The organism is Streptomyces sp. NPDC040610 (assembly GCF_055594065.1).
The window spans coordinates 308,964-330,259 of the sequence record NZ_JBVIXA010000006.1; the positions used below are offsets into that span (position 1 = coordinate 308,964).

The following is a 21,296-nucleotide window of genomic DNA, read 5'->3' on the forward strand; positions in this document are numbered from 1 at the left end:
CGTGTCTTCCGCCGGGTTCGGCCCGCGCGAGAAAACGAATTTTCGAATATCTGGGAACAAGCGCGCGAATCCGTCGCAACTCGTTCAACTCGCCGCGCTTCGGGCGAGCTTAGTCCGCTCGCATCACGCTGGAGTCATATTCGGCAACCCTCTGCGAGCGCCCGCCGACAGGCATACACTCAGCCCCATTTGCACGCATGGCGACTGTAACGCCGCATGCAGTGACGATCCGGGGGCGCGCGGTGAACGGCACCGGCGCGGGCACGAAGAAGGCCCCCGCCGGTTTCACCCGGCAGGGGCCGCCCCAGAGCTGATGTGCGTCAGCCGACGGAGCTGTACGCCACCACACCGCGCAGCAGCTGCTCCACCGCCTTGCGCGCGTTCTTCCCGACCGTGCTGTCCTCGCGCGGCGCCGCCGCCGAGATCTGCCCGAGCACATCGATGACCTGCTTGCACCAGCGCACGAAGTCACCGGCCGGCATCTCCGCCTCGCGCAGCACCTCGTCGAGGCCCTTGCCGCTCGCCCACATGTACGCCGCCCAGGCGAAGCCGAGGTCGGGCTCGCGCTGCCCCACACCCTCGGCCTGGCTGATCTTGAACTCCTCCTCCAGGGCGTCGAGTCGGCCCCAGATGCGCACCATCTCGCCGAGCGCCGCCTTGGCCCCGCCGGAGGGCAGCTTGGGCGCGAGCGCGTCGTCTCCGACCCGAGCCTCGTACACCAACGCCGAGACGCACGCGGCCAGTTCGGCCGGGCCGAGGCCCTCCCAGACCCGGGCGCGCAGGCATTCGCTGGCCAGCAGGTCCAGTTCGCCGTACAGCCGGGCGAGGCGTTTGCCGTGCTCGGTGACCTCGTCGCCGCGCAGATAGTCCAGCTCGGTGAGCAGGGCGACGATGCGGTCGAAGGTGCGGGCGATGGTGTTGGTCCGGCCCTCGATGCGCCGCTCCAGCTGCTGGGTGTCGCGCCGCAGGCGGTAGTACCGCTCGGCCCAGCGGGCGTGGTCCTCGCGCTCGTCGCAGCCGTGGCACGGGTGCGCGCGCAGCTCGGCGCGCAGCCGGGAGATCTCGCGGTCGTCGGCGGCGGCCGCGCGGCCCTTGCGGTGGCGCTCGGGCACCAGGTGCCCGGCCTTGGTGCGCAGCGCTGAGGCGAGGTCGCGGCGCGACTGCGGGGAGCGCGCGTTGAACGACTTCGGGATGCGCATCCGCTCCACGGCCTCGACGGGCACCGGGAAGTCCATCGACGCGAGCCGCTTGACCTGCCGCTCGGCGGTGAGCACCAGCGGGCGCGGCCCGTCCTGGTGCTCGAAGCCGCGGTGGCCGTTGGCCCGGCCCGCGGGCAGCCCCGGGTCGAGCACGAGCGCGAGGCCCGCGTACTTCCCGGTCGGCACATGGATCACGTCGCCCGGCTTGAGCTTCTCCAGGGCGGCCGCGGCGGCGGCCCTGCGCTGGTTGGCGCCCTGCTTGGCCAGTTCGTTCTCGCGGTCCTTGAGTTCGCGGCGCAGTCGCGCGTACTCCTCGAAGTCCCCGAGGTGGCAGGTCATCGAGGCGTGATAGCCCTCGAGCCCCTCTTCGTTCTTCTGCACCTGCCGGGAGATCCCGACGACCGACTTGTCGGCCTGGAACTGCGCGAAGGACGTCTCGAGCAGCTCGCGCGAGCGGTGCCGCCCGAACTGCTCGACCAGGTTCACCGCCATGTTGTACGACGGCTTGAAGCTGGAGCGCAGCGGGTAGGTGCGGGTGCCCGCGAGGCCCGCCAGGTGCTCGGGGCTCATGGCGCGCTGCCACAGCACGACCGCGTGGCCCTCGACGTCGATGCCGCGGCGGCCCGCGCGGCCGGTCAGCTGGGTGTACTCGCCCGGGGTGATGTCGGCGTGCTGTTCGCCGTTCCACTTCACGAGCTTTTCCAGGACCACGCTGCGCGCGGGCATGTTGATGCCGAGCGCGAGGGTCTCGGTGGCGAACACGGCCTTCACCAGGCCGCGTACGAACAGCTCCTCCACGACCTCCTTGAAGGTCGGCAGCATGCCCGCGTGGTGGGCGGCGATGCCGCGCTCCAAGCCCTCCAGCCATTCGTAGTAGCCAAGGACGTGCAGGTCCTCGTTCGGGATGGACTCGGTGCGCTCCTCGACGAGTTCACGCACCCGCAGCCGCGCGTCGTCGTCGTTCAGGCGCAGCCCCGCGTACAGACACTGCTGCACGGCGGCCTCGCAGCCCGCGCGGCTGAAGATGAACGTGATGGCGGGAAGCAGGTCTTCGGCGTCCAGTCGCTCGATGACCTCGGGACGGGCCGGTGTCCAGATCCGCGACCGCGATCTGCGCTCCCGCTCGCGGTCGGCCTCGCGGATCATCTTGCCCTTGCGGCGATCGCGCGGGTTGTACGACCGGCTGGCCTCCAGGCGGGCCATCCGGGTCAGGTCCGGGTTGACCGCCTTGCGCTGGCCCTCGCCCTCCTCGAAGAGGTCGTACATCCGGCGGCCCGCGAGCACGTGCTGGAACAGCGGCACGGGGCGGTGCTCGGAAACGATCACTTCGGTGTCACCGCGGACCGTGTCGAGCCAGTCCCCGAACTCCTCCGCGTTCGACACCGTGGCCGAGAGCGACACCAGCGTGACCGACTCCGGGAGGTGAATGATCACTTCCTCCCAGACGGCGCCGCGGAAGCGGTCGGAGAGGTAGTGCACCTCGTCCATCACCACATACCCGAGGCCGCGCAGCGACTGGGAGCCCGCGTACAGCATGTTCCGCAGGACCTCGGTGGTCATCACGACCACCGGTGCCTCGGAGTTGACGCTGTTGTCGCCCGTGAGCAGGCCCACCCGGTCCGCGCCGTACCGCTTGGCGAGGTCGGCGTACTTCTGGTTGGAGAGCGCCTTGATCGGCGTGGTGTAGAAACACTTCTTGCCCTGCTGGAGGGCGAGGTGCACGGCGAACTCGCCGACGATCGTCTTGCCCGAGCCCGTGGGGGCGGCCACGAGCACACCCTTGCCGGCCTCGAGCGCCTGGCACGCCTCGATCTGGAAGGGGTCGAGGCCGAATTCGTACATCTCGCGGAAGGACGCGAGTGCGGTGGCCTGCTCGGCGGCACGCTGACGCGCCGCCGCATACCGCTCGGCCGGTGAGAGGTCCTCTGTCATCGTGCTTTCGAGCCTACCGGCCACCACTGACAACGGACGATCAATATCGGGACCGGGGCGAATCCGCAGGTGGCGGGCGTAGGGCGGGTGGGGCGCGGGCGCCCGGCCCGGCTCACGGACCGAGGACGCGCACCGCCCCCGGCACACAGGTGGCGGTCAGCGGCAGCTCGCCGAGGCGCTCCCCGTCCGCGTATCCGGTGGTGCCCGCCGCCTCGATCCGCACCTTCGCGGCCCGGTGCACGGTGACCTTCGGATGGTCCAGATGTGTGCCCTTGTAGACCCGCGGAAAGACCTTCAGGAGCGTGCCGCGGCCGCAGTCGCCGACGATGGTGACGTCGAAGAGCCCGTCGCTCATGTCGGCCCCGGCGCAGATCCGCATGCCACCGCCGTACGACGTGCCGTTGCCGATCGCCACGAGCGTCGCGTCGACCTCGTGGACGTCGCCGTCGTCCAGCGTGACGCGGTACGGAACGGGCTTGAACGCGGCCAGTTCGGCGAGCATCGCGAGGTCGTACTTGAACCGTCCGGTGGGCCAGCGCATGCGGTTGCCGCGGTCGTTGACCCGCGAGTCGAACCCGGAGGCGAGCACCGTCCCGAACCAGGTCGCGCCGACCCGCCCGAGGTCGAGGTCCCGGATCCGCTCCTCCTTCAGGGCCGCGGCGACGAGGGCGCCCGCGGCGGCGGGTTCCCGCACGGGCAGGCCGAGGGCGCGCGCGAAGTCGTTGCCGGTGCCCACGGCGATCACGCCGAGCGGGGTGCGGGTCCCGGCGACGGCCTGCAGGGCGAGGCTCGCCATGCCGTCGCCGCCGACGGCTATCAGGGCGCCCGTACCCCCGTCGACGGCGGTCCTGGCCCGGCGCAGCGCGTCCCCGGCGTCCTCGCCGATGACGGTCCGTACGGAGAATCCGGCGGCGCGCAGGGCGGCGGCGGCCGGCTGCGCGGCGTGCGCGCCCCGGCCGCGGCCCGCGGTGGGATTGACGAAGAGGGTGATCTCGCTGGTCACGGGCGGACCCTACACAGCGGTCCGCCGCCGCAACCAGTCGTGGGGCTCAGCGCCCCGGAGCCTGTGGGGCGTCGCCCTGCCTGTCAGGTGACGTCGTCGTAGCCGTTGTACCGGGAGGTGCGGCCGTCGGCGCCGCTGCTGTCGGCCTGCTCGGGGAGCGCCTTGGCGGCGGGGACGGGTGGGTTCCCGTTGATCGGCTCGGGGGTGAGGTCGAGGTCGGAGGCCTCGTCGTCGTCGAGCTCCGCGTCCGGGTCGGCGCGTCGGCGGCGTTTGTCGTTCAGGATCGAGAAGCCCACGGCGAGGAAGTACAGGACCACGATGGGTCCGGCGAGCGCGAGCATGCCGACGGGGTCGGTCGTGGGGGTCGCCACCGCGCCGAAGACGAAGACGCCCATGACGACGCCGCGCCACCAGCCGAGCATGCGGCGTCCGGTGACCATGCCGGTCATGTTCAGCATGACGAGCAGCAGCGGCAGCTCGAAGGAGGCGCCGAAGACCAGGACCATCCTGACGCTGAAGTCGAGGATCTTGTCCATCGGCAGGATGTTCTCGGAGCCCTCGGGCGTGATGCCGAGGAGCACCCGGATGCTGACGGGCATGATCACGTACGCCAGCCAGGCGCCGCCGAAGAACAGCGGCACGGCCGCGGACACGAAGGCGTAGGTGTACTTGCGCTCGCTCTTGTGCAGTCCGGGCGCGACGAAGGCCCAGAGCTGGTAGAGCCAGATCGGGCTGGCTCCGATGATGCCCGCCATGAGGGACACCTTCACCGTCGTGGTGAAGGGCGAGAGGAGATCCGTGTACGCGACGGTGGCGCACTCACCGCCGGTCGTCGACATGCCCTCCTTGCAGCGGGGCACGGGGTCGGCGAGGAACTCCATGAGTTGCTCGCTGTAGAACGCGGCGACGATCGCGACGATCGTGATCGCCAGCATCCCCTTCGCGAGCCGGTTGCGGAGCTCGCGCAGATGGTCCGCGAGAGGCATCCGCCCCTCGGGGTCCCTCTCCTTCTTGCGGGCAGACTTGAGCAACCCACGTCCTCATCTCGTGCGGCAGGCCGGCGGTGGCAGCCGGCCTTGGATCAGCGCTGCGTCGTGTGGTCGGTCGGCTCGGCGACCGGACGGGAGCTGGTCACGTCGCCGGGGGCCGCCTGGATGGTGCGGGGCTGCTGCTGCGGGGCGCTCTGGTCGGCGGGCGCGGGCGGGTCGGCCGGGGCCTTCTCGTCCTGCTTGCCGTCCGACTTCATGGCCTTGGCCTCGCTCTTGAGGATGCGCGCCGACTTGCCGAGGGACCGGGCCATGTCCGGGAGCTTCTTCGCACCGAAGAGCAGGACCAGGATGACGAGGATCAGGATGATCTCGGTGGGGCCGAGCCTACCCATAGCTGTCTACCTTCTTCACCGAGGCGTCAGATTTCGGGACCGGGTGTCGGACAGTCGTCCGACCACCGGGCTTGGCAGCGATCGTAACCCCCTGGAGTAAACGCAGGGCAATCCCCGTGCATACTCCCAGTTGCGGCCCGCGCCTCACATTTCGGGCCACTTCAGCAGCGTACCTGCCGGGTATGGGGAGTTGACAGGCCGCACCGGGCCACGCTCCGACGACCGGCCGGAGCGAGCGCTCAGGGGAGGTCCCGGCCCGCGTGGGCCACGCCGGCCGCGGCCTTCTCCAGATCCTCGGCGGCGCGGTTGATCCGCCGCGTGGTCTCCGACACCTGGCGGCCGAGCCGCTGCGCCTCGATGAAGACCTTGATCGCGAACACACTCAGGACGGCGAGGCCGCAGAACCCCGAGCCCACCGCCAGCATCGCCCAGAACATGTGCCGAGCCTAGACGGTCGAGTGCAGCCGCAGCGTCCGCACCCCGCCCCCGGTGAGCAGCTCGACGATGCGCTCCCCGGCGGGCTTGCGCACGGCGGTGCCGCACTCGGGGCAGGTGAAGGAGTAGAAGGTCGTACGGCGGCTGGCGCCGATGGCCAACCGCAGGGCCCCCGCGGACAGTTCGAAGCGGGCGCGGCAGTCCGGGCAGGCGGCCTTGAAGAGAACCGCGGCCACCGACTGGGGTGAAAGGGGCATCAGTGACATACTGCGCAACTCTCCTCGGTTCCGTTCTCCACGCCCGGCACGGTCACGCTCCCGCGACGTCGGCCCCGCCCACGCGCTCGCCGTCGCGCTCCCCCACGGGGCCCCCGGTCCCACCGGCCTCCCCTTCATATTCATAGGCCACGAGCGCCTCCTGGGCCGCACGGCGGGCGCTGTCCGTCAGGTCCTGCGGCGAGACGATGCGGCCGTCCCGGCCGAGGCGCAGGGCGAGGCGGCGCAGCGAGGCGGGGTCGGGGGTGCGCAGGGTGATGCGCAGGCCGCCGTCGGGCAGCTCCTCCGCGCTGTCGTGCGGGTAGTACTCGGCGACCCAGCGGCCGCCGGGGCCGACCTCCACCACGACCTCGGGGTCCTCGGCGGCGGGCTGCACCAGACCGGCGGAGAGGTCCCGCAGCTCGACCTCGGGCGGCGCGGACGGCTCGTCCAGGACCTTGATCTCGGCGACCCGGTCGAGCCGGAAGGTGCGGCGCGCCTCGGAGCGGCGGCACCACGCCTCCACATAGGTGTGGCCGACGCTGACGAGCCGGATCGGGTCGATCTCGCGCTCGCTGAGCTGGTCGCGGGCCGGGGAGTAGTAGCGGATCCAGAGTCGGCGCCGCTCGGAGATGGCGCGGTCCACGTCGGCGAAGACGCCGCCCTCGGACTCGAAGGTGACCGAGAGCCGTGAGCTGGCCCCGGCCGCCTCGCCCGCGGCCTCCTCCAGCTTCGCCGTGGCGCGCAGCAGCGCGAGCCGGTCGCCCTCGCGCAGGCCGGGCAGCGTGGCGACCGCGCGGGCGGCCACGAGCAGCGCCGTGGCCTCGTCGGCGGCGAGCCGCAGCGGCTCGGCCGTGTCCGCGCCGAGGGCGCCGGGGTTGCGCCACCAGATGCGGTCGCCGTCGGTGTCGATGTCGAGGAGGTCCCCGCCGCGGAAGCTGGTCCCGCACAGCGGAAGCACATCCAGGTCGGAGATCAGCTCGTCGGGGGTGATGCCGAAGGCGCGGGCGACGTCGGCGACGCGGGCGCCGGGGCGCTCGCGCAGATAGGTCACCAGGGACAGCATCCGCCTGGTCTGGTCGATGGCGTTCGTGGCCATTGCTCGCTTTCGTTCCCCTCAGCCCTTGGCCACGGCGCGCAGCCGGTCCACGACGTCCGCCCGCAGCTCGGCGGGTTCGAGGACCACCACGTCGGGTCCGAACTCCACCAGCCAGGCGTCGAGCCCGTGCCCGTACGGAATCTCCAACTCGTCCCAGCCCTCGCCGAGTTCCCGGGCGGCCACGGCCTTGGCGCGCAGCGGATAGCCCGCACCCTTGCGCAGCCGGATCAGCGCGGTGCCGTCCGCCCGCTCCCCCGCCCAGCTCGCCACGGTCTCCCGCACGGTCACCACGTCGGGCACCTCGGCGCGGAACTTCCCGGCGCGCGAGCGGACCTTGCCGGTGATACGGGAGAGCCGGAACACGCGCTCGGCCTCCCGGTCGCGGTCCCAGCCCGCCAGGTACCAGTGGCCGCGCCAGCATTCGAGGGCCCAGGGCTCGACCTGGCGCTGCTCGGGGCGTGCCGCGGTGGCCTTGCGGTAGTCGAACACGACGGGGCGCCGGTCGCGGCAGGCCAGCATCAGCGGCTCGAAGGCCGCCTCGTGCACGGGGATGTGCGGCTCCAGGGCGCCGTGCGACTCGTACGGGTCCACGTCCTCGGGCAGGCCCGCGGCGCGCAGCTTCTGCAGGGCGCCGCTCGCCGCGCCCGCGAGCCGGGCCTGCTGCCAGACCTTCGCGGCGAGGCCGAGGGCGGCGGCCTCCTCGGCGTCGAGCGTGATGGGCGGCAGCCGGTTGCTGTCGCGGCGGGCGAGATAGCCGACCTCGCCGTCCAGGTTCTCCACCGTCTCGATGACCAGGCCGAGTTCGCGGAGGTCGTCCTTGTCGCGCTCGAACATGCGGTTGAAGGAGTCCTCGGACCCGGCGGACGGCCCGGAGAGCGCGCTCCGGCCCGGCCCGAAGGGCGCGCCCGGCCCCGGCCCGAAGGCCTCGACGTAGGCCTCGATGGACTCCCGCAGCTCACGCTTGCTGAGCGGACGCCTCGTCCCGAGCAGACACAGCGCCAGATTCATCAGCCGCTCGGCCTTGGCAATGGCCATCGACGCCCTTTCTCTCTCCCGGTCGACGACCGTACCGCCCCGGGGTGTGGTGGCAAAAGCCGAGGGCCCCTGCCGGGGTTGGCAGGGGCCCTCGACGGACACTTCCGGTCGGACGTGGACACGTCCGGGAGTGACTCAGGCGTGGCTCAGACGGAAACCAGGTCGCAGACGAAGATCAGCGTCTCGCCCGGGGCGATGCGGCCGCCGCCGGCGCCGCGGTCGCCGTACGCCAGGTGCGCCGGGATGGTCAGCTCGCGCCGGCCGCCGACCTTCATGCCCTGCACGCCCTGGTCCCAGCCGGCGATGACCTGTCCGGCGCCGAGCTGGAACTCCAGCGGGTTGCCGCGGTTCCAGGAGGCGTCGAACTCCTCACCGGTGGAGAAGGACACGCCCACGTAGTGGACCTTGACGAAGTCGCCCGCCTTGGCGACGGCGCCGTCCCCCTCCCAGAGGTCCTTGATCTGCAGCTCGGTGGGGGGCTCACCGACGGGGAAGTCGACCTCGGGCTTGTCGATGCTCACGAAAAACTCCTGCTCATGTGCGTTATGGGCAACCGGGACAGTCTGCCATCCGTCCCGGGGGTGATCACATCTTGGCGAGGATGTCCACGGAGAAGACCAGCGTGGAGTCCTTCTTGATGGAGCTGCCCTGCGGCGGCTTGTCCGCGTAGCCGTCCTTGGGGGGCACGACGACCAGGACGCGGCTGCCGACCTTCTTGCCCTTCAGGCCCTCACGCCAGCCGGGGATGACCTGCGCCAGCGAGAACTGCGCGAGCTGACCGCTCTTGTACGAGGAGTCGAACGGCTTGCCGTCCGCCCACAGCACGCCCTTGTACTGGCACAGGAGCGTGTCGCTCTCCTTGACCTCGTCGCCGTCGCCCTCGATGACATAGGCCGAGGCGACCTTCTTCGGGGCGTCCGTCTTCGGTACGTCGATGGAGGGGGCCTTGCCGTCGGTGTTCGTCCCGATCTTCGGCAGGTCCTTGTTGTCCTGGGCGACTTCCTTGCCCTTGGCGGAGCTCTTCGTGCTGAACGTGTTCACGATGTCGACGACGAACACCAGGGTGTCCGTGCCCTTGATGCCCGCCTGCTTGTTGCCCTGCTTGCCGTACCCCAGCTCCGGGGGGATGGCGAGCTCGACGCGGCTGTCGATCTTCTTGCCGACCAGGGCCTGGTCCCAGCCCGGGATGACCTGGCCGACGCCGATCGGGAAGATCGTCGGGGCCTTGCGGTCGTAGGAGTTGTCGAAGACCTTGGCCGTGTCCCAGATCTGGCCCAGGTAGTGGGCCTGGAGATAGTCGCCCTTGGCGACCGTGGCGCCCTTGCCCGCGATGAGCGTCTTCACCGCGAGGTCGGACGAGGGCTTGCCGGAGCCCTTGGCGATGGTGGGCTTCTCGCCGAACTTGGTGCCCTTGCTCACGGCGGGCACGGGGCCGTCGACGATCTTCGCCTTCGGCGGCGTGGAATTCGACGGGGACGGGCTGTCCTTGGACTTGGCCTTGTCGGACTTGTCGTCGTCGCCGCATCCGGCCAGGGTCAGCAGGCCGGCCGGAACGGCCAGGAGAAGTGAGCGTCGGCGCACGGTGGGGGCCTCGTATCAATCGATCTTGTGGGTTGGCGTGCGCGCAACTCTACGCAGTGAGAAGGGCGCCGTACGAGGAACGTACGGCGCCCCGCGTTGCGTTCCCACAACACCCTGGCGTCTCGTGGGCCACGATCCGGCCACCCGCCGACCGCGGGCCTGTCACCCGGCGGTCATGCCCGGCTCACATCCCGGCGATCAGCTTCTCCACCCGGTCGTCGACGGAACGGAACGGGTCCTTGCACAACACGGTGCGCTGCGCCTGGTCGTTGAGCTTGAGGTGCACCCAGTCCACCGTGAAGTCCCTGCGCTGCTCCTGGGCACGGCGGATGAAGTCGCCGCGCAGCCGCGCCCGGGTGGTCTGCGGCGGCACCGACTTGCCCTCGAAGATCTTCAAGTCGTTGCAGATCCGGGCGGCTTGGCCCTTGCGCTCCAGGAGGTAGTACAGGCCCCGGCGGCGGTGGATGTCGTGGTAGGCGAGGTCTATCTGCGCGACCCTCGGGTGCGACATCGTCATGTTGTTCTTGGCGCGGTACCGCTCGATGAGCTTGTACTTCATCACCCAGTCGATCTCGGTGGCGATGCGGTCCAGGTCCTCGCTCTCGATCGAGTCGAGCGTGCGGCCCCAGAGCTCGAGGACCTGCTCGACCGTGCCGGTGCGGATGCCGCGGCGCTCGACGAAGTCGACCGCCTTCTCGTAGTACTCGCGCTGCACCTCGAGGGCGGAGGCCTCCCGGCCGCTGGCCAGCCGGACCTTGCGGCGGCCCGTGATGTCGTGGCTGACCTCACGGATGGCCCGGATCGGGTTCTCCAGCGTCAGATCCCGCATCACCGTGCCCGCTTCGATCATCCGGAGCACGAGATCGGTCGCGCCGACCTTCAGAAGCATGGTCGTCTCGGACATGTTCGAGTCGCCGACGATCACATGCAGTCGGCGGTAGCGCTCGGCGTCCGCGTGCGGCTCGTCACGCGTATTGATGATCGGCCGTGAGCGTGTCGTCGCCGACGACACACCCTCCCAGATGTGCTCCGCGCGCTGGCTCACGCAGTACACCGCGCCGCGCGGGGTCTGCAGCACCTTGCCCGCGCCGCACAGCAACTGCCGGGTGACGAGGAACGGAATCAGGATGTCCGCGAGACGCGAGAACTCCCCGTGCCGGGCCACGAGATAGTTCTCATGACAACCATAGGAGTTTCCCGCCGAGTCGGTGTTGTTCTTGAAGAGATAGACGTCGCCCGCGATTCCCTCCTCGTGCAGGCGGCGTTCGGCGTCGACGAGCAGGCCTTCCAGAATGCGCTCGCCTGCCTTGTCGTGGGTGACCAGCTCGGTCACGTTGTCACACTCGGGTGTGGCGTATTCCGGGTGTGAACCCACGTCGAGATACAGGCGGGCGCCGTTCCGCAGAAAGACGTTGCTGCTGCGGCCCCATGACACAACACGGCGGAAGAGGTAGCGCGCCACTTCGTCAGGCGACAGACGGCGCTGTCCCCTGAACGTGCACGTGACGCCGTACTCGTTCTCCAGCCCGAAAATGCGGCGGTCCATGACTGAACATTACGCCCGATGCCCCGCACTGAAACCGGGTTCGGCAGCACCGTTTCGATCATTTTCCGATGAACCCGCAACCACCGGGCCCACACCTGCGGATGCGAACGCCCGCCCTGTGCACACGAGCACCAGCAGTGCCGCCCCACCCGCGAGTCCCGGAACGGCGAACCCCCAGCGCGTCCCGGCCCACTCGACCACGGGACCGCCCGCCGCCGTCCCGACCGACGTGCCCACCGTGAACGTCGTCACCAGCCACGAGAACGCCTCCGTGACCGTGCCCCGGGGCGCGTGCCGGTCCACGACGATGAACGCACACGCGAGCGCCGGCGCGAGGAACACCCCGGCGAGCGCGGTCAGCGCCACCATGCCCGCCGCGCCCGGCACCAGGACCAACGGCACGTAGCAGACCGCGAGCAGCGCCACGAGCAGCACCAGGCGCCGCTCCGGCGCGCCGCTCCACTGCCGCGCCCCGTAGACCGTCCCGCCCGCGAGCGCCCCGAGCCCGAGGCCCGCCATCATCCAGCCGTACACCGCGTCCCCGCCGTGCCCGTCCGCGTACGACACCCCCGCCACCGTGATCGCGCCGAGCGCCGTGCCGACGAACAGGAACGCGCCGAGGAGCGCGAGGAGTCCCGGGGAGCGCAGCGCGCCGAGCCAGTGCGCCTCACGCGGCGCCGACCGCCACGCGCGCGAAGGGCGCGACACCACCACCGACAGCGCGCCGAGCACACCGATCGCGTTCACGACGAGCAGGGCCGCGCTCGCCGACCACAGCGACACGAGCCCGGTCACCAGGAGCGGCCCGACGGTGAACATGACCTCCTGCGCCACGGCGTCCATCGCGTACGCCGTGTGGACCTGCCCCTCCTTGTGCAGCACGTCCGGCCACAGCGCCCGCAGGCCGCCCTCCAGCGGCGGCGTGAACAGTCCGGCGACCACCATCGCGGTGTACGCGGCGGCCAGCATGTCGGGGCCGGTGAACGCGAAGGCCGCCATGCCGAGGCCCGAGACGACGGCCGCGGGCAGCATCACGCGCGGCTGGCCGTGGAGGTCCACCAGGCGCCCGAGCAGCGGCTGCCCCACGGCCGTCGCCACTCCGTAGACGGCGGCCAGCGCACCGGCCAGGCTGTACGAGCCGCCCTCCGCGCGGACGAACAGCACGATGCCGATCGCGGCCGTCGCGTTCGGCAGTCGGCCCACGAGGGTGCCCGCGAGGAGTCGCGTCGCGTACCGCGCGCGCAGGATCTCGCCGTAACCGGAAGCCATCAGTGAGCCTCTCCTCGCCCGCCCGCGCGCCGATGCGCCCTTAGTTGTACGTATAACTTCGCGGGGTCATACGTACCATGTGCGCTGTTCACCAGTCCACTGTCCGTGCGTGCCCGCCGTGCGCCGGGCGCCCCGACCGCCGGCGCGGGACCGCGTCCCGGCGCCGACCGCACCCCGCACCGCCCCGCCCCCGGGGCTCCACCGCCCCACCACGCCGGGGCCCCACAGCGACCAGGAGACGTCCGTGGCCGGACCCCAGCACGACACCGCGGCCCCCCGCCCCACCAGCCGCGACGTCGCCCGCGCCGCCGGGGTCTCGCAGGCCACCGTCTCCCTCGTCCTGGGCGACAAGTGGCAGGGCCGCGTCGCCGAGCGCACCGCCGAGCGCGTCCGCGCCGCCGCCCGCGAGCTGGGCTACCGCCCCAACCTCGCCGCCCGCAACCTCCGCCTCGGCCGCACCCGCACCGCCCTCCTCGTCGTGCCCGCCCTCACCAACGAGTTCTTCGCCCGCGTGCACACCGGAGCCGCCCGCGTCGCCGCCCGGCACGGCTTCGGCGTGGTCCTCTACCCCACCCCCGACCTCACCGCCCCGGCCCGCGACCCCTTCGACTCCGCCCGCGCCTCACTCGACGGCGTGCTCGCCTCCTCCATGGCCTCCGAGGCCCTCGGCGCGATCCGCGGCGACGAACTCCCCCTCGTCATGCTCGACAGCGACCCCGCGGGCAGCCTCGGCGCGAGCACCGTCAACCTCGACATCGCCGACGGCATGCGCCAGGCCACCGAGCACCTGCTCGCCCTCGGCCACCGCGACCTCCTGCACCTGGCCGCCGACATCGACTCCTGGACCTTCCACGTGCGCCGCGACGCCCTCGTCACCGCCGTCCGGGGCACCGGCGCGACCGTCCGCACCGCCAAGGCGCTGCTGACCGTCGACGACGCCCGCATCGCCGCCGAGACCGCGCTCAGCGGACCAGGGCCCCGCCCCACCGCCGTGGTCTGCGACGACGACATCCTCGCCGCGGGCGTCTGCAAGGCCGCCCGCCGCCTCGGCCTGCACGTGCCGGACGACCTCAGCGTCACCGGGTTCGACGATCTGACCCTCGCCACCGCCGTCGAGCCCGAACTCACCACCGTCGCCCTGCCCGCCGAACGCTTCGGCGAGCAGGGCATGGCCACCCTCATCGCCGTCCTCGACGGCCGCGCCCCCGAACCCGCGGCCCTGCCCGCCCATCTCGTCGTCCGCGGCTCCACGGCACAAAGCCCCGCGCCCCGACGCTGAACGCCGGGGCACGGGGCCAATTCGCCTGCTGCGGCCGCGGAACTACTCCTCGGACGCGTCCGAACCGGAATCCGATGCGGCGTCGGAGGCGGCATCCGACTCCGCGTCGTCCCCCGCGTCCGCCGCCGTGCCGTCCTCGCCGAGCAGCCGCTCCAGCTGGCGGCCGACGATCCGCTTGAACTTCCGCTGCTGCGGCCGCGTACGGTCGAGGACCGCCACCTCCAGGCGCTCCGCGGGGATCTCCCGCTCGCTGCCGTTGGTGTCGCGCGACAACGACTGCACCGCGAGCTTCAGCGCCTCGGCGAGCGTCATCCCGTCCTGGTGGCGCTGGTCGAGATACGTACTGATCTGTTCCGCGTTGCCGCCCACCGCGACCGAGCCGTGCTCGTCGACGATCGAGCCGTCGTGCGGCAGCCGGTAGATCTGGTCGCCGTCCGGGGTCGTGCCGACCTCGGCGACGACCAGCTCGACCTCGTAGGGCTTCTCCGCGTTGCTGGAGAAAATAGTGCCCAGCGTCTGTGCGTACACATTCGCCAGACCGCGGGCCGTCACATCGTCACGGTCATAGGTGTATCCCCGCAGATCGGCGTAGCGGACGCCGCCGATGCGGAGGTTCTCGTACTCGTTGTACTTACCGGCCGCGGCGAAACCGATCCGGTCATAGATCTCGCTGAACTTGTGCAGCGCACGGGACGGATTCTCACCGACGAACACAATGCCATCGGCGTACTGCAGCACGACCAGACTGCGACCTCGGGCGATGCCCTTGCGGGCGTATTCCGCCCGGTCGGCCATGGCCTGCTGGGGTGAGACATAGAACGGCGTCGACACCGGCTATCCGTCCCTTTCTGTCAAAAATTCACACAACAACAACGGGGCACTCAGAGCAGCGCGGCGCGCGGTCCGTCCGGCTGCTCGAGACGACGAGCCAGAATCGAGCGCGCGATCTCGGAGGTCTCCGCCTCCGCCAGCCTCCGGAAGCCCTCTTCGGAGATCACCGTCACAATCGGATAGATCCGCCGGGCGACATCCGGACCGCCCGTCGCCGAGTCGTCGTCCGCGGCGTCGTACAACGCCTGCACGACGAGTGTCGTCGCCTGCTCCTCCGTCAGGTCGTCGCGGTAGAGCTTCTTCATCGCCCCGCGCGCGAAGACCGAGCCCGAGCCCGTCGCCGCGAATCCGTGCTCCTCGCTGCGGCCGCCCGTCACGTCGTACGAGAAGATGCGGCCCTTGGCACGGTCCACGTCGAACCCCGCGAAGAGCGGGACGACCGCGAGGCCCTGCATCGCCATGCCCAGGTTGGACCGGATCATCGTCGAGAGCCGATTGGCCTTGCCCTCCAGGGAGAGCGTCGCGCCCTCGACCTTCTCGAAGTGCTCCAGCTCCAGCTGGAACAGCTTCACCATCTCCACGGCGAGACCGGCCGTGCCCGCGATGCCGACCGCCGAGTACTCGTCGGCCGGGAAGACCTTCTCGATGTCGCGCTGCGCGATGACATTGCCCATCGTGGCGCGACGGTCACCGGCGAGCACCACGCCGCCGGGGAACGTCGTCGCCACGATGGTCGTGCCGTGCGGAGCCTCGAGCACCCCTTGCGTCGGCGGCAACTGCCGCTTGCCGGGGAGCATTTCCGGCTGGTGCTCGGAGAGAAAGTCCATGAAGGACGAGGAACCAGGGGTCAGGAAGGCAGCCGGCAGACGCCCGGGCTTTCGAGTGTTGGCTTCCACGGGTTTCCTTCCAGGTAACTGATGGCCCGGCGCAAGGTGCCGGGAGCATCTCCCAACTTGCCGATCGCCGAATTGCAGTTGAAGCACAGTACGCCACGGACCCTACCCGTCCCGTGGCAGTGATCCACATGGGCCGTCGCGCTTTCGCAGCGCACTCGACGGCCCCCGCCCGCCCTTGGAAACCAAGGGGTGGGCGGTCTACTGGCCACCCTTTTGAACGAAGGAGCGCACGAAGTCCTCCGCGTTCTCCTCGAGGACGTCGTCGATCTCGTCCAGGACGGAGTCCACGTCGTCGCTCAGCTTCTCCTGGCGCTCCTTGAGGTCCTCGGAAGCCTGCGCGTCCTGCGCCTGCTCCTCGACCTCCTCGGTGGAACGCGTCGCCTTCTGCTGTCCGCCGCCGGTGTCCTTGGTCGCCATCTACCTCACCCCGCTCGGTTAGACGTTTCTTGATCAGACCCTACAAGCCGGGTCTGACATCGGCCCCGCACTTCGTACAACGTGCGGGGCCCACCTCTGTGATTCCCCCGCCGCCGGTCTTTCAGCCGCCTTTCAGCCTCCGGAGAGCACCCGGACCAGATCCTCCGCCGTGCGGCACCGGTCGAGGAGCTCCTTGACGTGATTACGCGTTCCGCGAAGCGGCTCCAGGGTGGGCACGCGCTGGAGCGAGTCGCGTCCGGGCAGGTCGAAGATGACCGAATCCCACGAGGCCGCGGCGACGTCGTCGGCGTACTGCTCCAGACAGCGGCCCCGGAAGTAGGCGCGGGTGTCCTCGGGCGGCTTGGTGCGGGCCCGCTCGACGTCGCCCTCGTCCAGGAGGCGCTTCATCTTGCCGCGGGCCGCGAGGCGGTTGTACAGGCCCTTCTCGGGGCGTACGTCCGCGTACTGGAGGTCCACCAGGTGCAGGCGCGCGGCGTCCCAGTCGAGGCCGTCACGGCGGCGGTAACCCTCCATGAGTTCCCGCTTGGCGACCCAGTCGAGCTCTCCGGAGAGACTCATCGGGTTGTTCTCCAGGCGGTTCAGGACGTCTTCCCAGCGGCTGAGGACGTCCTTGGTCTGGTTGTCCGCGTCGGCGCCGTACCGCTCCTCGACGTATTTGCGGGCCAGCTCGAAGTACTCCATCTGGAGCTGCACCGCGGTGAGCGTGCGGCCGCTACGGAGCGTGACCAGGTGCTGGAGGGTCGGGTCGTGGGAGATCTGGTGGAGGGTGCGCACGGGCTGGTCGACGGCGAGGTCCACCGCGATGAAGCCGTCCTCGATCATGGCGAGGACCAGCGAGGTGGTGCCGAGCTTGAGGTAGGTGGAGATCTCCGAGAGGTTCGCGTCGCCGATGATCACATGCAGGCGGCGGTACTTCTCGGCGTCGGCGTGCGGCTCGTCGCGGGTGTTGATGATGGGCCGTTTGAGGGTGGTCTCCAGGCCGACCTCGACCTCGAAGTAGTCGGCGCGCTGGCTGAGCTGGAAGCCGTGCTCGTGGCCGTCCTGGCCGATGCCGACGCGGCCCGCCCCGGCGAAGACCTGCCGGGAGATGAAGAAGGGCGTGAGGTGGCGCACGATGTCCGAGAACGGGGTCTCCCGCTTCATCAGGTAGTTCTCGTGCGTGCCGTAGGAGGCGCCCTTGTTGTCGGTGTTGTTCTTGTAGAGGTGGATCGGCTGGGCGCCGGGGAGCGCGGCGGCCCGCTCGGCGGCCTCGGCCATGATGCGTTCGCCGGCCTTGTCCCAGAGGACGGCGTCGCGGGGGTTGGTGACCTCCGGGGCGCTGTACTCGGGGTGTGCGTGGTCGACGTAGAGGCGGGCCCCGTTGGTGAGGATCACGTTGGCGAGGCCGATGTCCTCGTCGGTGAGCTGGCTGGCGTCGGCGGATTCGCGGGCGAGGTCGAAGCCCCGCGCGTCCCGCAGCGGATTCTCCTCCTCGAAGTCCCAGCGGGCGCGTCGCGCCCGGTGCATCGCCGCGGCGTAGGCGTTGACGATCTGGGACGAGGTGAGCATGGCATTGGCGTTGGGGTGGCCGGGGACGGAGATGCCGTACTCCGTCTCGATGCCCATTACTCGCCGTACGGTCATGCGGCCCTCCTTGCCCGGCGGCGCCCTCGGTCGGGGGCGCCGCTCAAGTACCGCTGGTTCTCCGGTGCGTGTGCGGTGCCCGTCCCCGCACTGCGCGACTCGGCGGTACGGAAGAGCCTAGAACGCCTCTGCGCTGGTGGGGAGATCATTTCCTGCTTTGCTCTCGCTGGGTTGGTGACGCGGCTGCGAGGCGCCCGCGACCGGCGGAAAACAGTCGGCTGCGGGTACCCGTGGAGGGCACCCGCAGCCGCCCTGTCATCTACAGGTACTGACCGGTGTTGGCCACCGTGTCGATGGAGCGTCCGGTGTCGGCGCCCTGCTTGCCGGTGACGAGCGTGCGGATGTACACGATCCGCTCGCCCTTCTTGCCGGAGATGCGGGCCCAGTCGTCCGGGTTGGTGGTGTTGGGCAGGTCCTCGTTCTCCTTGAACTCGTCGATGCAAGCCTGGAGGAGGTGAGAGACCCTGAGGCCCTTCTGGTTCTGCTCGAGGAAGGCCTTGATGGCCATCTTCTTGGCGCGGCCGACGATGTTCTCGATCATGGCGCCGGAGTTGAAGTCCTTGAAGTAGAGGACTTCCTTGTCGCCGTTCGCGTACGTGACCTCGAGGAAGCGGTTCTCCTCGGACTCGGCGTACATCTGCTCCACGACGGACTGGATCATGCCGTGCACGGTGGCGGCCTTGTCGCTGCTGTGCTCGGCGAGGTCGTCGGAGTGCAGCGGCAGTCGTTCGGTGAGGTACTTGGCGAAGATGTCCTTGGCCGCCTCGGCGTCCGGGCGCTCGATCTTGATCTTCACATCGAGGCGTCCGGGCCGCAGAATGGCCGGGTCGATCATGTCCTCGCGGTTGGAGGCACCGATGACGATGACGTTCTCCAGGCCTTCCACACCGTCGATCTCGGCGAGCAGCTGGGGGACGATGGTGTTCTCCACGTCCGAGCTGACGCCGCTGCCGCGGGTGCGGAAGAGGGATTCCATCTCGTCGAAGAAGACGATGACGGGGGTGCCCTCGCTCGCCTTCTCGCGTGCGCGCTGGAAGACCAGGCGGATGTGCCGCTCGGTCTCGCCGACGTACTTGTTGAGGAGCTCGGGGCCCTTGATGTTGAGGAAGAAGCTCTTCCCCGCGGGCTGCCCGGTGACCTCGGCGACCTTCTTGGCAAGGGAGTTGGCGACGGCCTTGGCGATCAGTGTCTTGCCGCAGCCGGGCGGGCCGTAGAGCAGGACGCCCTTGGGCGGCCGCAGTTCGTGCTCCTTGAAGAGGTCGGGGTAGAGGTAGGGGAGCTCGACGGCGTCTCGGATCATCTCGATCTGACCGCCGAGGCCGCCGATCTTCTCGTAGCTGATGTCCGGGACCTCTTCGAGGACCAGTTCCTCTACTTCGCTCTTCGGTACGACCTCGTAGACGTAGCCGGAGCGGGGCTCGAGCAGGAGGGCGTCGCCGGGGCGGATGGTGACGTCCAGGAGCGGCTCGGCGAGCCTCACCACCCGTTCCTCGTCGGTGTGCCCGACCACCAGGGCCCGATCGCCGTCCTCGAGGATCTCCTTGAGGGTGACGATGTCCCCCACGCTCTCGTACTCCATGGCCTCGACCACGTTGAGCGCTTCGTTGAGCATGACTTCCTGGCCGCGCCTGAGGTCGTCGAGTTCGACGCTCGGGCTGACGTTCACGCGGAGTTTGCGGCCGCCGGTGAAGATGTCGGCGGTGCCGTCCTCGTTCGCCGTGAGGAAGACTCCGAAGCCTGCCGGCGGCTGTGCGAGCCGGTCGACTTCTTCCTTGAGGGCCACGATCTGGTCGCGGGCCTCGCGGAGCGTGTTGGCGAGCCGTTCGTTCTGCGCGGACACGCCTGCCAGGTTGGTCTGCAGCTCGACGATCCGCTCTTCGAGAATCCTCGTATGACGCGGAGAGTCGGCGAGCTTGCGTCGCAGGACGGCGATTTCCTGCTCGAGATAGGCAACCTGACCGGCTGGGTCCTCAGACCCTCGCCCCGGCCGGATGCCGCGGTTGATGTCGTCGTCGTGGGCTGCCACGGTCCTCACCTCCTCCAAGGGGAGCTGGACGCTTCCTGACCCTACCTGGGTGGGTGCTGATTGAAACCCCTAGATCACAAAGACGGTCGGGGTGTGTCCGATCTTCACCCTTGCGCTCTCCCTCACGCCAGGGGAATACCCACCCAACAACATCGGAAAGCCGCCGGTTGTAGGGTCGAACTGTTCAACACCCGTCAGGGCTGGCCGGACTTGCAGCAAAGTCGGCCCTGCTCGACGCAGTTTCGGCAGGAGAGATGACCGTGCAGCACGAGGCGGAGACCGTCGGCGAGAGCCATGATCTGCTCGAGGTCTGGATCGATCAGGACCTGTGTACCGGCGACGGCATCTGTGCCCAGTACGCGCCGGAGGTCTTCGAGCTGGACATCGATGGCCTGGCCTATGTGAAGGGCGGCGACGACGAGCTGTTGCAGACGCCGGGGGCGACAACACCCGTGCCCCTGCCGCTGCTGCGGGACGTCACCGACTCCGCGAAGGAGTGCCCGGGTGACTGTATTCATGTACGTCGGGTTTCGGACAAGGTCGAGGTCTACGGCCCCGACGCAGAGTGACCGAATTATTTCGCTGCGTGAGCGAAATGGGGCCCGTGGTTACCGTCTGAAGGTAACCACGGGCCCTTCTCGTGTCCGCCGGGTGTCCCCGGAGTCCACGCGCCGTCCACTGCGGCGGCGCGTGGGGCGGCGGGTGCGTCACACCCCGCGCGTCGCGCCGGGTGTCGAGCGGGTGAACGCGCCGTTCTTCCACTGCCACTTGGTCTCGTCGCGGAGATCGGGGCGGTAGCGGGGCACGTCGATCGAGGAGTAGCCGAGGAGCGTCGCGGTCACGGCGCCCTGGCGCACGGCGAGCGCGCTGACGGTGCGGCCCTCCTTGGCGTCGAGGAGGGTGGCGACGACGCGCGGCTTGCCCTCCCGGGGCCGGGTGATGACGTACAGGGCGTGCGGCGGGGTACCGGACCCCGCTTGGCAGTGCACGGCGGCGACGGTCTCGGGCCGGCCGTCGCCGTCGAGGTCGCCGGTGGCCTTCTTGGCGACGACGGACTTGGCGGGGCAGTCCAGGGGGTAGGCGACGGCGGCCGGGTCGGGGGCGGGTGCTGGAGCGGGCGCCGGGGCGCTCCTCGACTCCGGTTCGCGGTCGGTCGGGGCGGCGGTGGCCGGGTCGGGCTGGAGGAAGCCCGAGGCCGCGACGACGGCGGCGAGCGCGGCGGCGGTGGCCACCCAGTGGATGGGTCGGGTGGCCCACGGCCGGTCCACCGTGTGGGCCAGTTCCGGGACGGCGGGGTGCTGCACGAGGAGTGTCTCCTGTGAGGGCTGTGCCGGTGGGGGTGGGTGGCCAGCATGCTGCCACACCTCACAGCGCCGGGGAACACCGGGGTCCGGTGCGCTGACACGCGTCCAACGCGACGGCGCCGCCGCCGAGTTCCCTGGGTCCGGTGGGAACTCGGCGGCGGCGCC

At 70.1% G+C, this 21,296-nt stretch carries 20 protein-coding genes and 1 pseudogene; 2 read left to right on the top strand and 19 right to left on the bottom strand.

The window, feature by feature from the left end:
* Window positions 1-320: 320 nt before the first annotated feature.
* From ACZ6AA_RS22770 to ACZ6AA_RS22825, 12 genes are all read right to left on the bottom strand, one after another.
* A complete protein-coding gene (locus tag ACZ6AA_RS22770; RefSeq protein ID WP_468453038.1) occupies window positions 321-3,131 on the bottom strand; it encodes a DEAD/DEAH box helicase in 2,811 nt (936 codons plus the stop codon).
* Between the two features lie 112 nt (window positions 3,132-3,243).
* Window positions 3,244-4,134 (bottom strand): diacylglycerol kinase, encoded by an 891-nt coding sequence (locus tag ACZ6AA_RS22775; RefSeq protein ID WP_468453036.1) that lies wholly within the window; start codon window positions 4,132-4,134, stop codon window positions 3,244-3,246.
* Between the two features lie 83 nt (window positions 4,135-4,217).
* Window positions 4,218-5,120, bottom strand: a complete 903-nt coding sequence (tatC, locus tag ACZ6AA_RS22780; protein ID WP_468453488.1) for a twin-arginine translocase subunit TatC — start codon at window positions 5,118-5,120, stop codon at window positions 4,218-4,220.
* 95 nt (window positions 5,121-5,215) lie between these two features.
* Window positions 5,216-5,515: a Sec-independent protein translocase subunit TatA gene (tatA, locus tag ACZ6AA_RS22785; protein WP_030356254.1), complete on the bottom strand. Its 300-nt coding sequence runs from the start codon at window positions 5,513-5,515 to the stop codon at window positions 5,216-5,218.
* 239 nt (window positions 5,516-5,754) lie between these two features.
* Entirely contained in the window at window positions 5,755-5,952 is a 198-nt protein-coding gene (locus tag ACZ6AA_RS22790) for a hypothetical protein (RefSeq protein ID WP_468453034.1), read from the bottom strand.
* Between the two features lie 9 nt (window positions 5,953-5,961).
* The gene (locus ACZ6AA_RS22795; protein ID WP_385724198.1) at window positions 5,962-6,207 is read right to left on the bottom strand and encodes a hypothetical protein; all 246 of its coding nucleotides are present in this window, start codon (window positions 6,205-6,207) and stop codon (window positions 5,962-5,964) included.
* Between the two features lie 52 nt (window positions 6,208-6,259).
* Window positions 6,260-7,303, bottom strand: coding sequence for a helix-turn-helix transcriptional regulator (locus tag ACZ6AA_RS22800; RefSeq protein ID WP_471459629.1), 1,044 nt, complete (start codon window positions 7,301-7,303; stop codon window positions 6,260-6,262).
* Between the two features lie 18 nt (window positions 7,304-7,321).
* On the bottom strand, window positions 7,322-8,338 hold the full coding sequence (locus ACZ6AA_RS22805) for a helix-turn-helix transcriptional regulator (protein ID WP_385724203.1): 1,017 nt from the start codon (window positions 8,336-8,338) through the stop codon (window positions 7,322-7,324).
* Window positions 8,339-8,484: 146 nt separating this feature from the next.
* Window positions 8,485-8,859, bottom strand: coding sequence for an FKBP-type peptidyl-prolyl cis-trans isomerase (locus ACZ6AA_RS22810; RefSeq protein ID WP_468453030.1), 375 nt, complete (start codon window positions 8,857-8,859; stop codon window positions 8,485-8,487).
* Window positions 8,860-8,923: 64 nt separating this feature from the next.
* The gene (locus tag ACZ6AA_RS22815) at window positions 8,924-9,919 is read right to left on the bottom strand and encodes an FKBP-type peptidyl-prolyl cis-trans isomerase (RefSeq protein ID WP_468453028.1); all 996 of its coding nucleotides are present in this window, start codon (window positions 9,917-9,919) and stop codon (window positions 8,924-8,926) included.
* Window positions 9,920-10,103: 184 nt separating this feature from the next.
* On the bottom strand, window positions 10,104-11,465 hold the full coding sequence (gene pafA / locus ACZ6AA_RS22820) for a Pup--protein ligase (RefSeq protein WP_468453026.1): 1,362 nt from the start codon (window positions 11,463-11,465) through the stop codon (window positions 10,104-10,106).
* Window positions 11,466-11,474: 9 nt separating this feature from the next.
* Window positions 11,475-12,734, bottom strand: a complete 1,260-nt coding sequence (locus tag ACZ6AA_RS22825) for an MFS transporter (protein WP_468480666.1) — start codon at window positions 12,732-12,734, stop codon at window positions 11,475-11,477.
* A 244-nt stretch (window positions 12,735-12,978) separates the two neighbouring features.
* Between ACZ6AA_RS22825 and ACZ6AA_RS22830 the strand changes: the two genes are divergently transcribed.
* A complete protein-coding gene (locus ACZ6AA_RS22830) occupies window positions 12,979-14,013 on the top strand; it encodes a LacI family DNA-binding transcriptional regulator (RefSeq protein WP_468453022.1) in 1,035 nt (344 codons plus the stop codon).
* Window positions 14,014-14,055: 42 nt separating this feature from the next.
* Here ACZ6AA_RS22830 and prcA read toward each other — a convergent pair whose 3' ends face one another.
* From prcA to arc, 6 genes and pseudogenes are all read right to left on the bottom strand, one after another.
* Window positions 14,056-14,844, bottom strand: coding sequence for a proteasome subunit alpha (gene prcA, locus ACZ6AA_RS22835; RefSeq protein WP_468453020.1), 789 nt, complete (start codon window positions 14,842-14,844; stop codon window positions 14,056-14,058).
* 50 nt (window positions 14,845-14,894) lie between these two features.
* Window positions 14,895-15,740 carry a proteasome subunit beta gene (gene prcB, locus ACZ6AA_RS22840; protein ID WP_380852719.1) on the bottom strand — a complete coding sequence of 282 codons (846 nt, stop codon included), beginning with the start codon at window positions 15,738-15,740 and terminating at the stop codon, window positions 14,895-14,897.
* A pseudogene (locus tag ACZ6AA_RS22845) lies at window positions 15,692-15,904 on the bottom strand (endonuclease domain-containing protein); the annotation flags it as partial. The pseudogene ACZ6AA_RS22845 and the gene prcB, both read right to left, overlap by 49 nt.
* Window positions 15,905-15,938: 34 nt before the next feature.
* On the bottom strand, window positions 15,939-16,157 hold the full coding sequence (locus ACZ6AA_RS22850; RefSeq protein WP_016325855.1) for a ubiquitin-like protein Pup: 219 nt from the start codon (window positions 16,155-16,157) through the stop codon (window positions 15,939-15,941).
* A gap of 132 nt (window positions 16,158-16,289) precedes the next feature.
* Window positions 16,290-17,801, bottom strand: coding sequence for a depupylase/deamidase Dop (dop, locus tag ACZ6AA_RS22855; protein WP_468453017.1), 1,512 nt, complete (start codon window positions 17,799-17,801; stop codon window positions 16,290-16,292).
* Between the two features lie 259 nt (window positions 17,802-18,060).
* Complete coding sequence (gene arc, locus ACZ6AA_RS22860; protein ID WP_030356239.1) at window positions 18,061-19,827, bottom strand: proteasome ATPase; 1,767 nt, start codon at window positions 19,825-19,827, stop codon at window positions 18,061-18,063.
* Between the two features lie 254 nt (window positions 19,828-20,081).
* On the opposite strand from arc, the gene ACZ6AA_RS22865 reads away from it, so the two are divergent.
* Window positions 20,082-20,396: a ferredoxin gene (locus ACZ6AA_RS22865; RefSeq protein WP_289953000.1), complete on the top strand. Its 315-nt coding sequence runs from the start codon at window positions 20,082-20,084 to the stop codon at window positions 20,394-20,396.
* A 138-nt stretch (window positions 20,397-20,534) separates the two neighbouring features.
* Here ACZ6AA_RS22865 and ACZ6AA_RS22870 read toward each other — a convergent pair whose 3' ends face one another.
* Window positions 20,535-21,131, bottom strand: coding sequence for a hypothetical protein (locus ACZ6AA_RS22870; protein WP_471459634.1), 597 nt, complete (start codon window positions 21,129-21,131; stop codon window positions 20,535-20,537).
* Between the last annotated feature and the right edge of the window lie 165 nt (window positions 21,132-21,296).

What these genes read in the sequence shown, in the direction of transcription:
- ACZ6AA_RS22770 (WP_468453038.1), bottom strand. Translation starts at nt 3,131, where the DNA reads ATGACAGAGGACCTCTCACCGGCCGAGCGGTATGCGGCGGCGCGTCAG.
- tatC (WP_468453488.1), bottom strand. Translation starts at nt 5,120, where the DNA reads ATGCCTCTCGCGGACCATCTGCGCGAGCTCCGCAACCGGCTCGCGAAG.
- tatA (WP_030356254.1), bottom strand. Translation starts at nt 5,515, where the DNA reads ATGGGTAGGCTCGGCCCCACCGAGATCATCCTGATCCTCGTCATCCTG.
- ACZ6AA_RS22790 (WP_468453034.1), bottom strand. Translation starts at nt 5,952, where the DNA reads ATGTTCTGGGCGATGCTGGCGGTGGGCTCGGGGTTCTGCGGCCTCGCC.
- ACZ6AA_RS22795 (WP_385724198.1), bottom strand. Translation starts at nt 6,207, where the DNA reads ATGCCCCTTTCACCCCAGTCGGTGGCCGCGGTTCTCTTCAAGGCCGCC.
- ACZ6AA_RS22800 (WP_471459629.1), bottom strand. Translation starts at nt 7,303, where the DNA reads ATGGCCACGAACGCCATCGACCAGACCAGGCGGATGCTGTCCCTGGTG.
- ACZ6AA_RS22805 (WP_385724203.1), bottom strand. Translation starts at nt 8,338, where the DNA reads ATGGCCATTGCCAAGGCCGAGCGGCTGATGAATCTGGCGCTGTGTCTG.
- pafA (WP_468453026.1), bottom strand. Translation starts at nt 11,465, where the DNA reads ATGGACCGCCGCATTTTCGGGCTGGAGAACGAGTACGGCGTCACGTGC.
- ACZ6AA_RS22825 (WP_468480666.1), bottom strand. Translation starts at nt 12,734, where the DNA reads ATGGCTTCCGGTTACGGCGAGATCCTGCGCGCGCGGTACGCGACGCGA.
- ACZ6AA_RS22850 (WP_016325855.1), bottom strand. Translation starts at nt 16,157, where the DNA reads ATGGCGACCAAGGACACCGGCGGCGGACAGCAGAAGGCGACGCGTTCC.
- dop (WP_468453017.1), bottom strand. Translation starts at nt 17,801, where the DNA reads ATGACCGTACGGCGAGTAATGGGCATCGAGACGGAGTACGGCATCTCC.
- ACZ6AA_RS22865 (WP_289953000.1), top strand. Translation starts at nt 20,082, where the DNA reads ATGACCGTGCAGCACGAGGCGGAGACCGTCGGCGAGAGCCATGATCTG.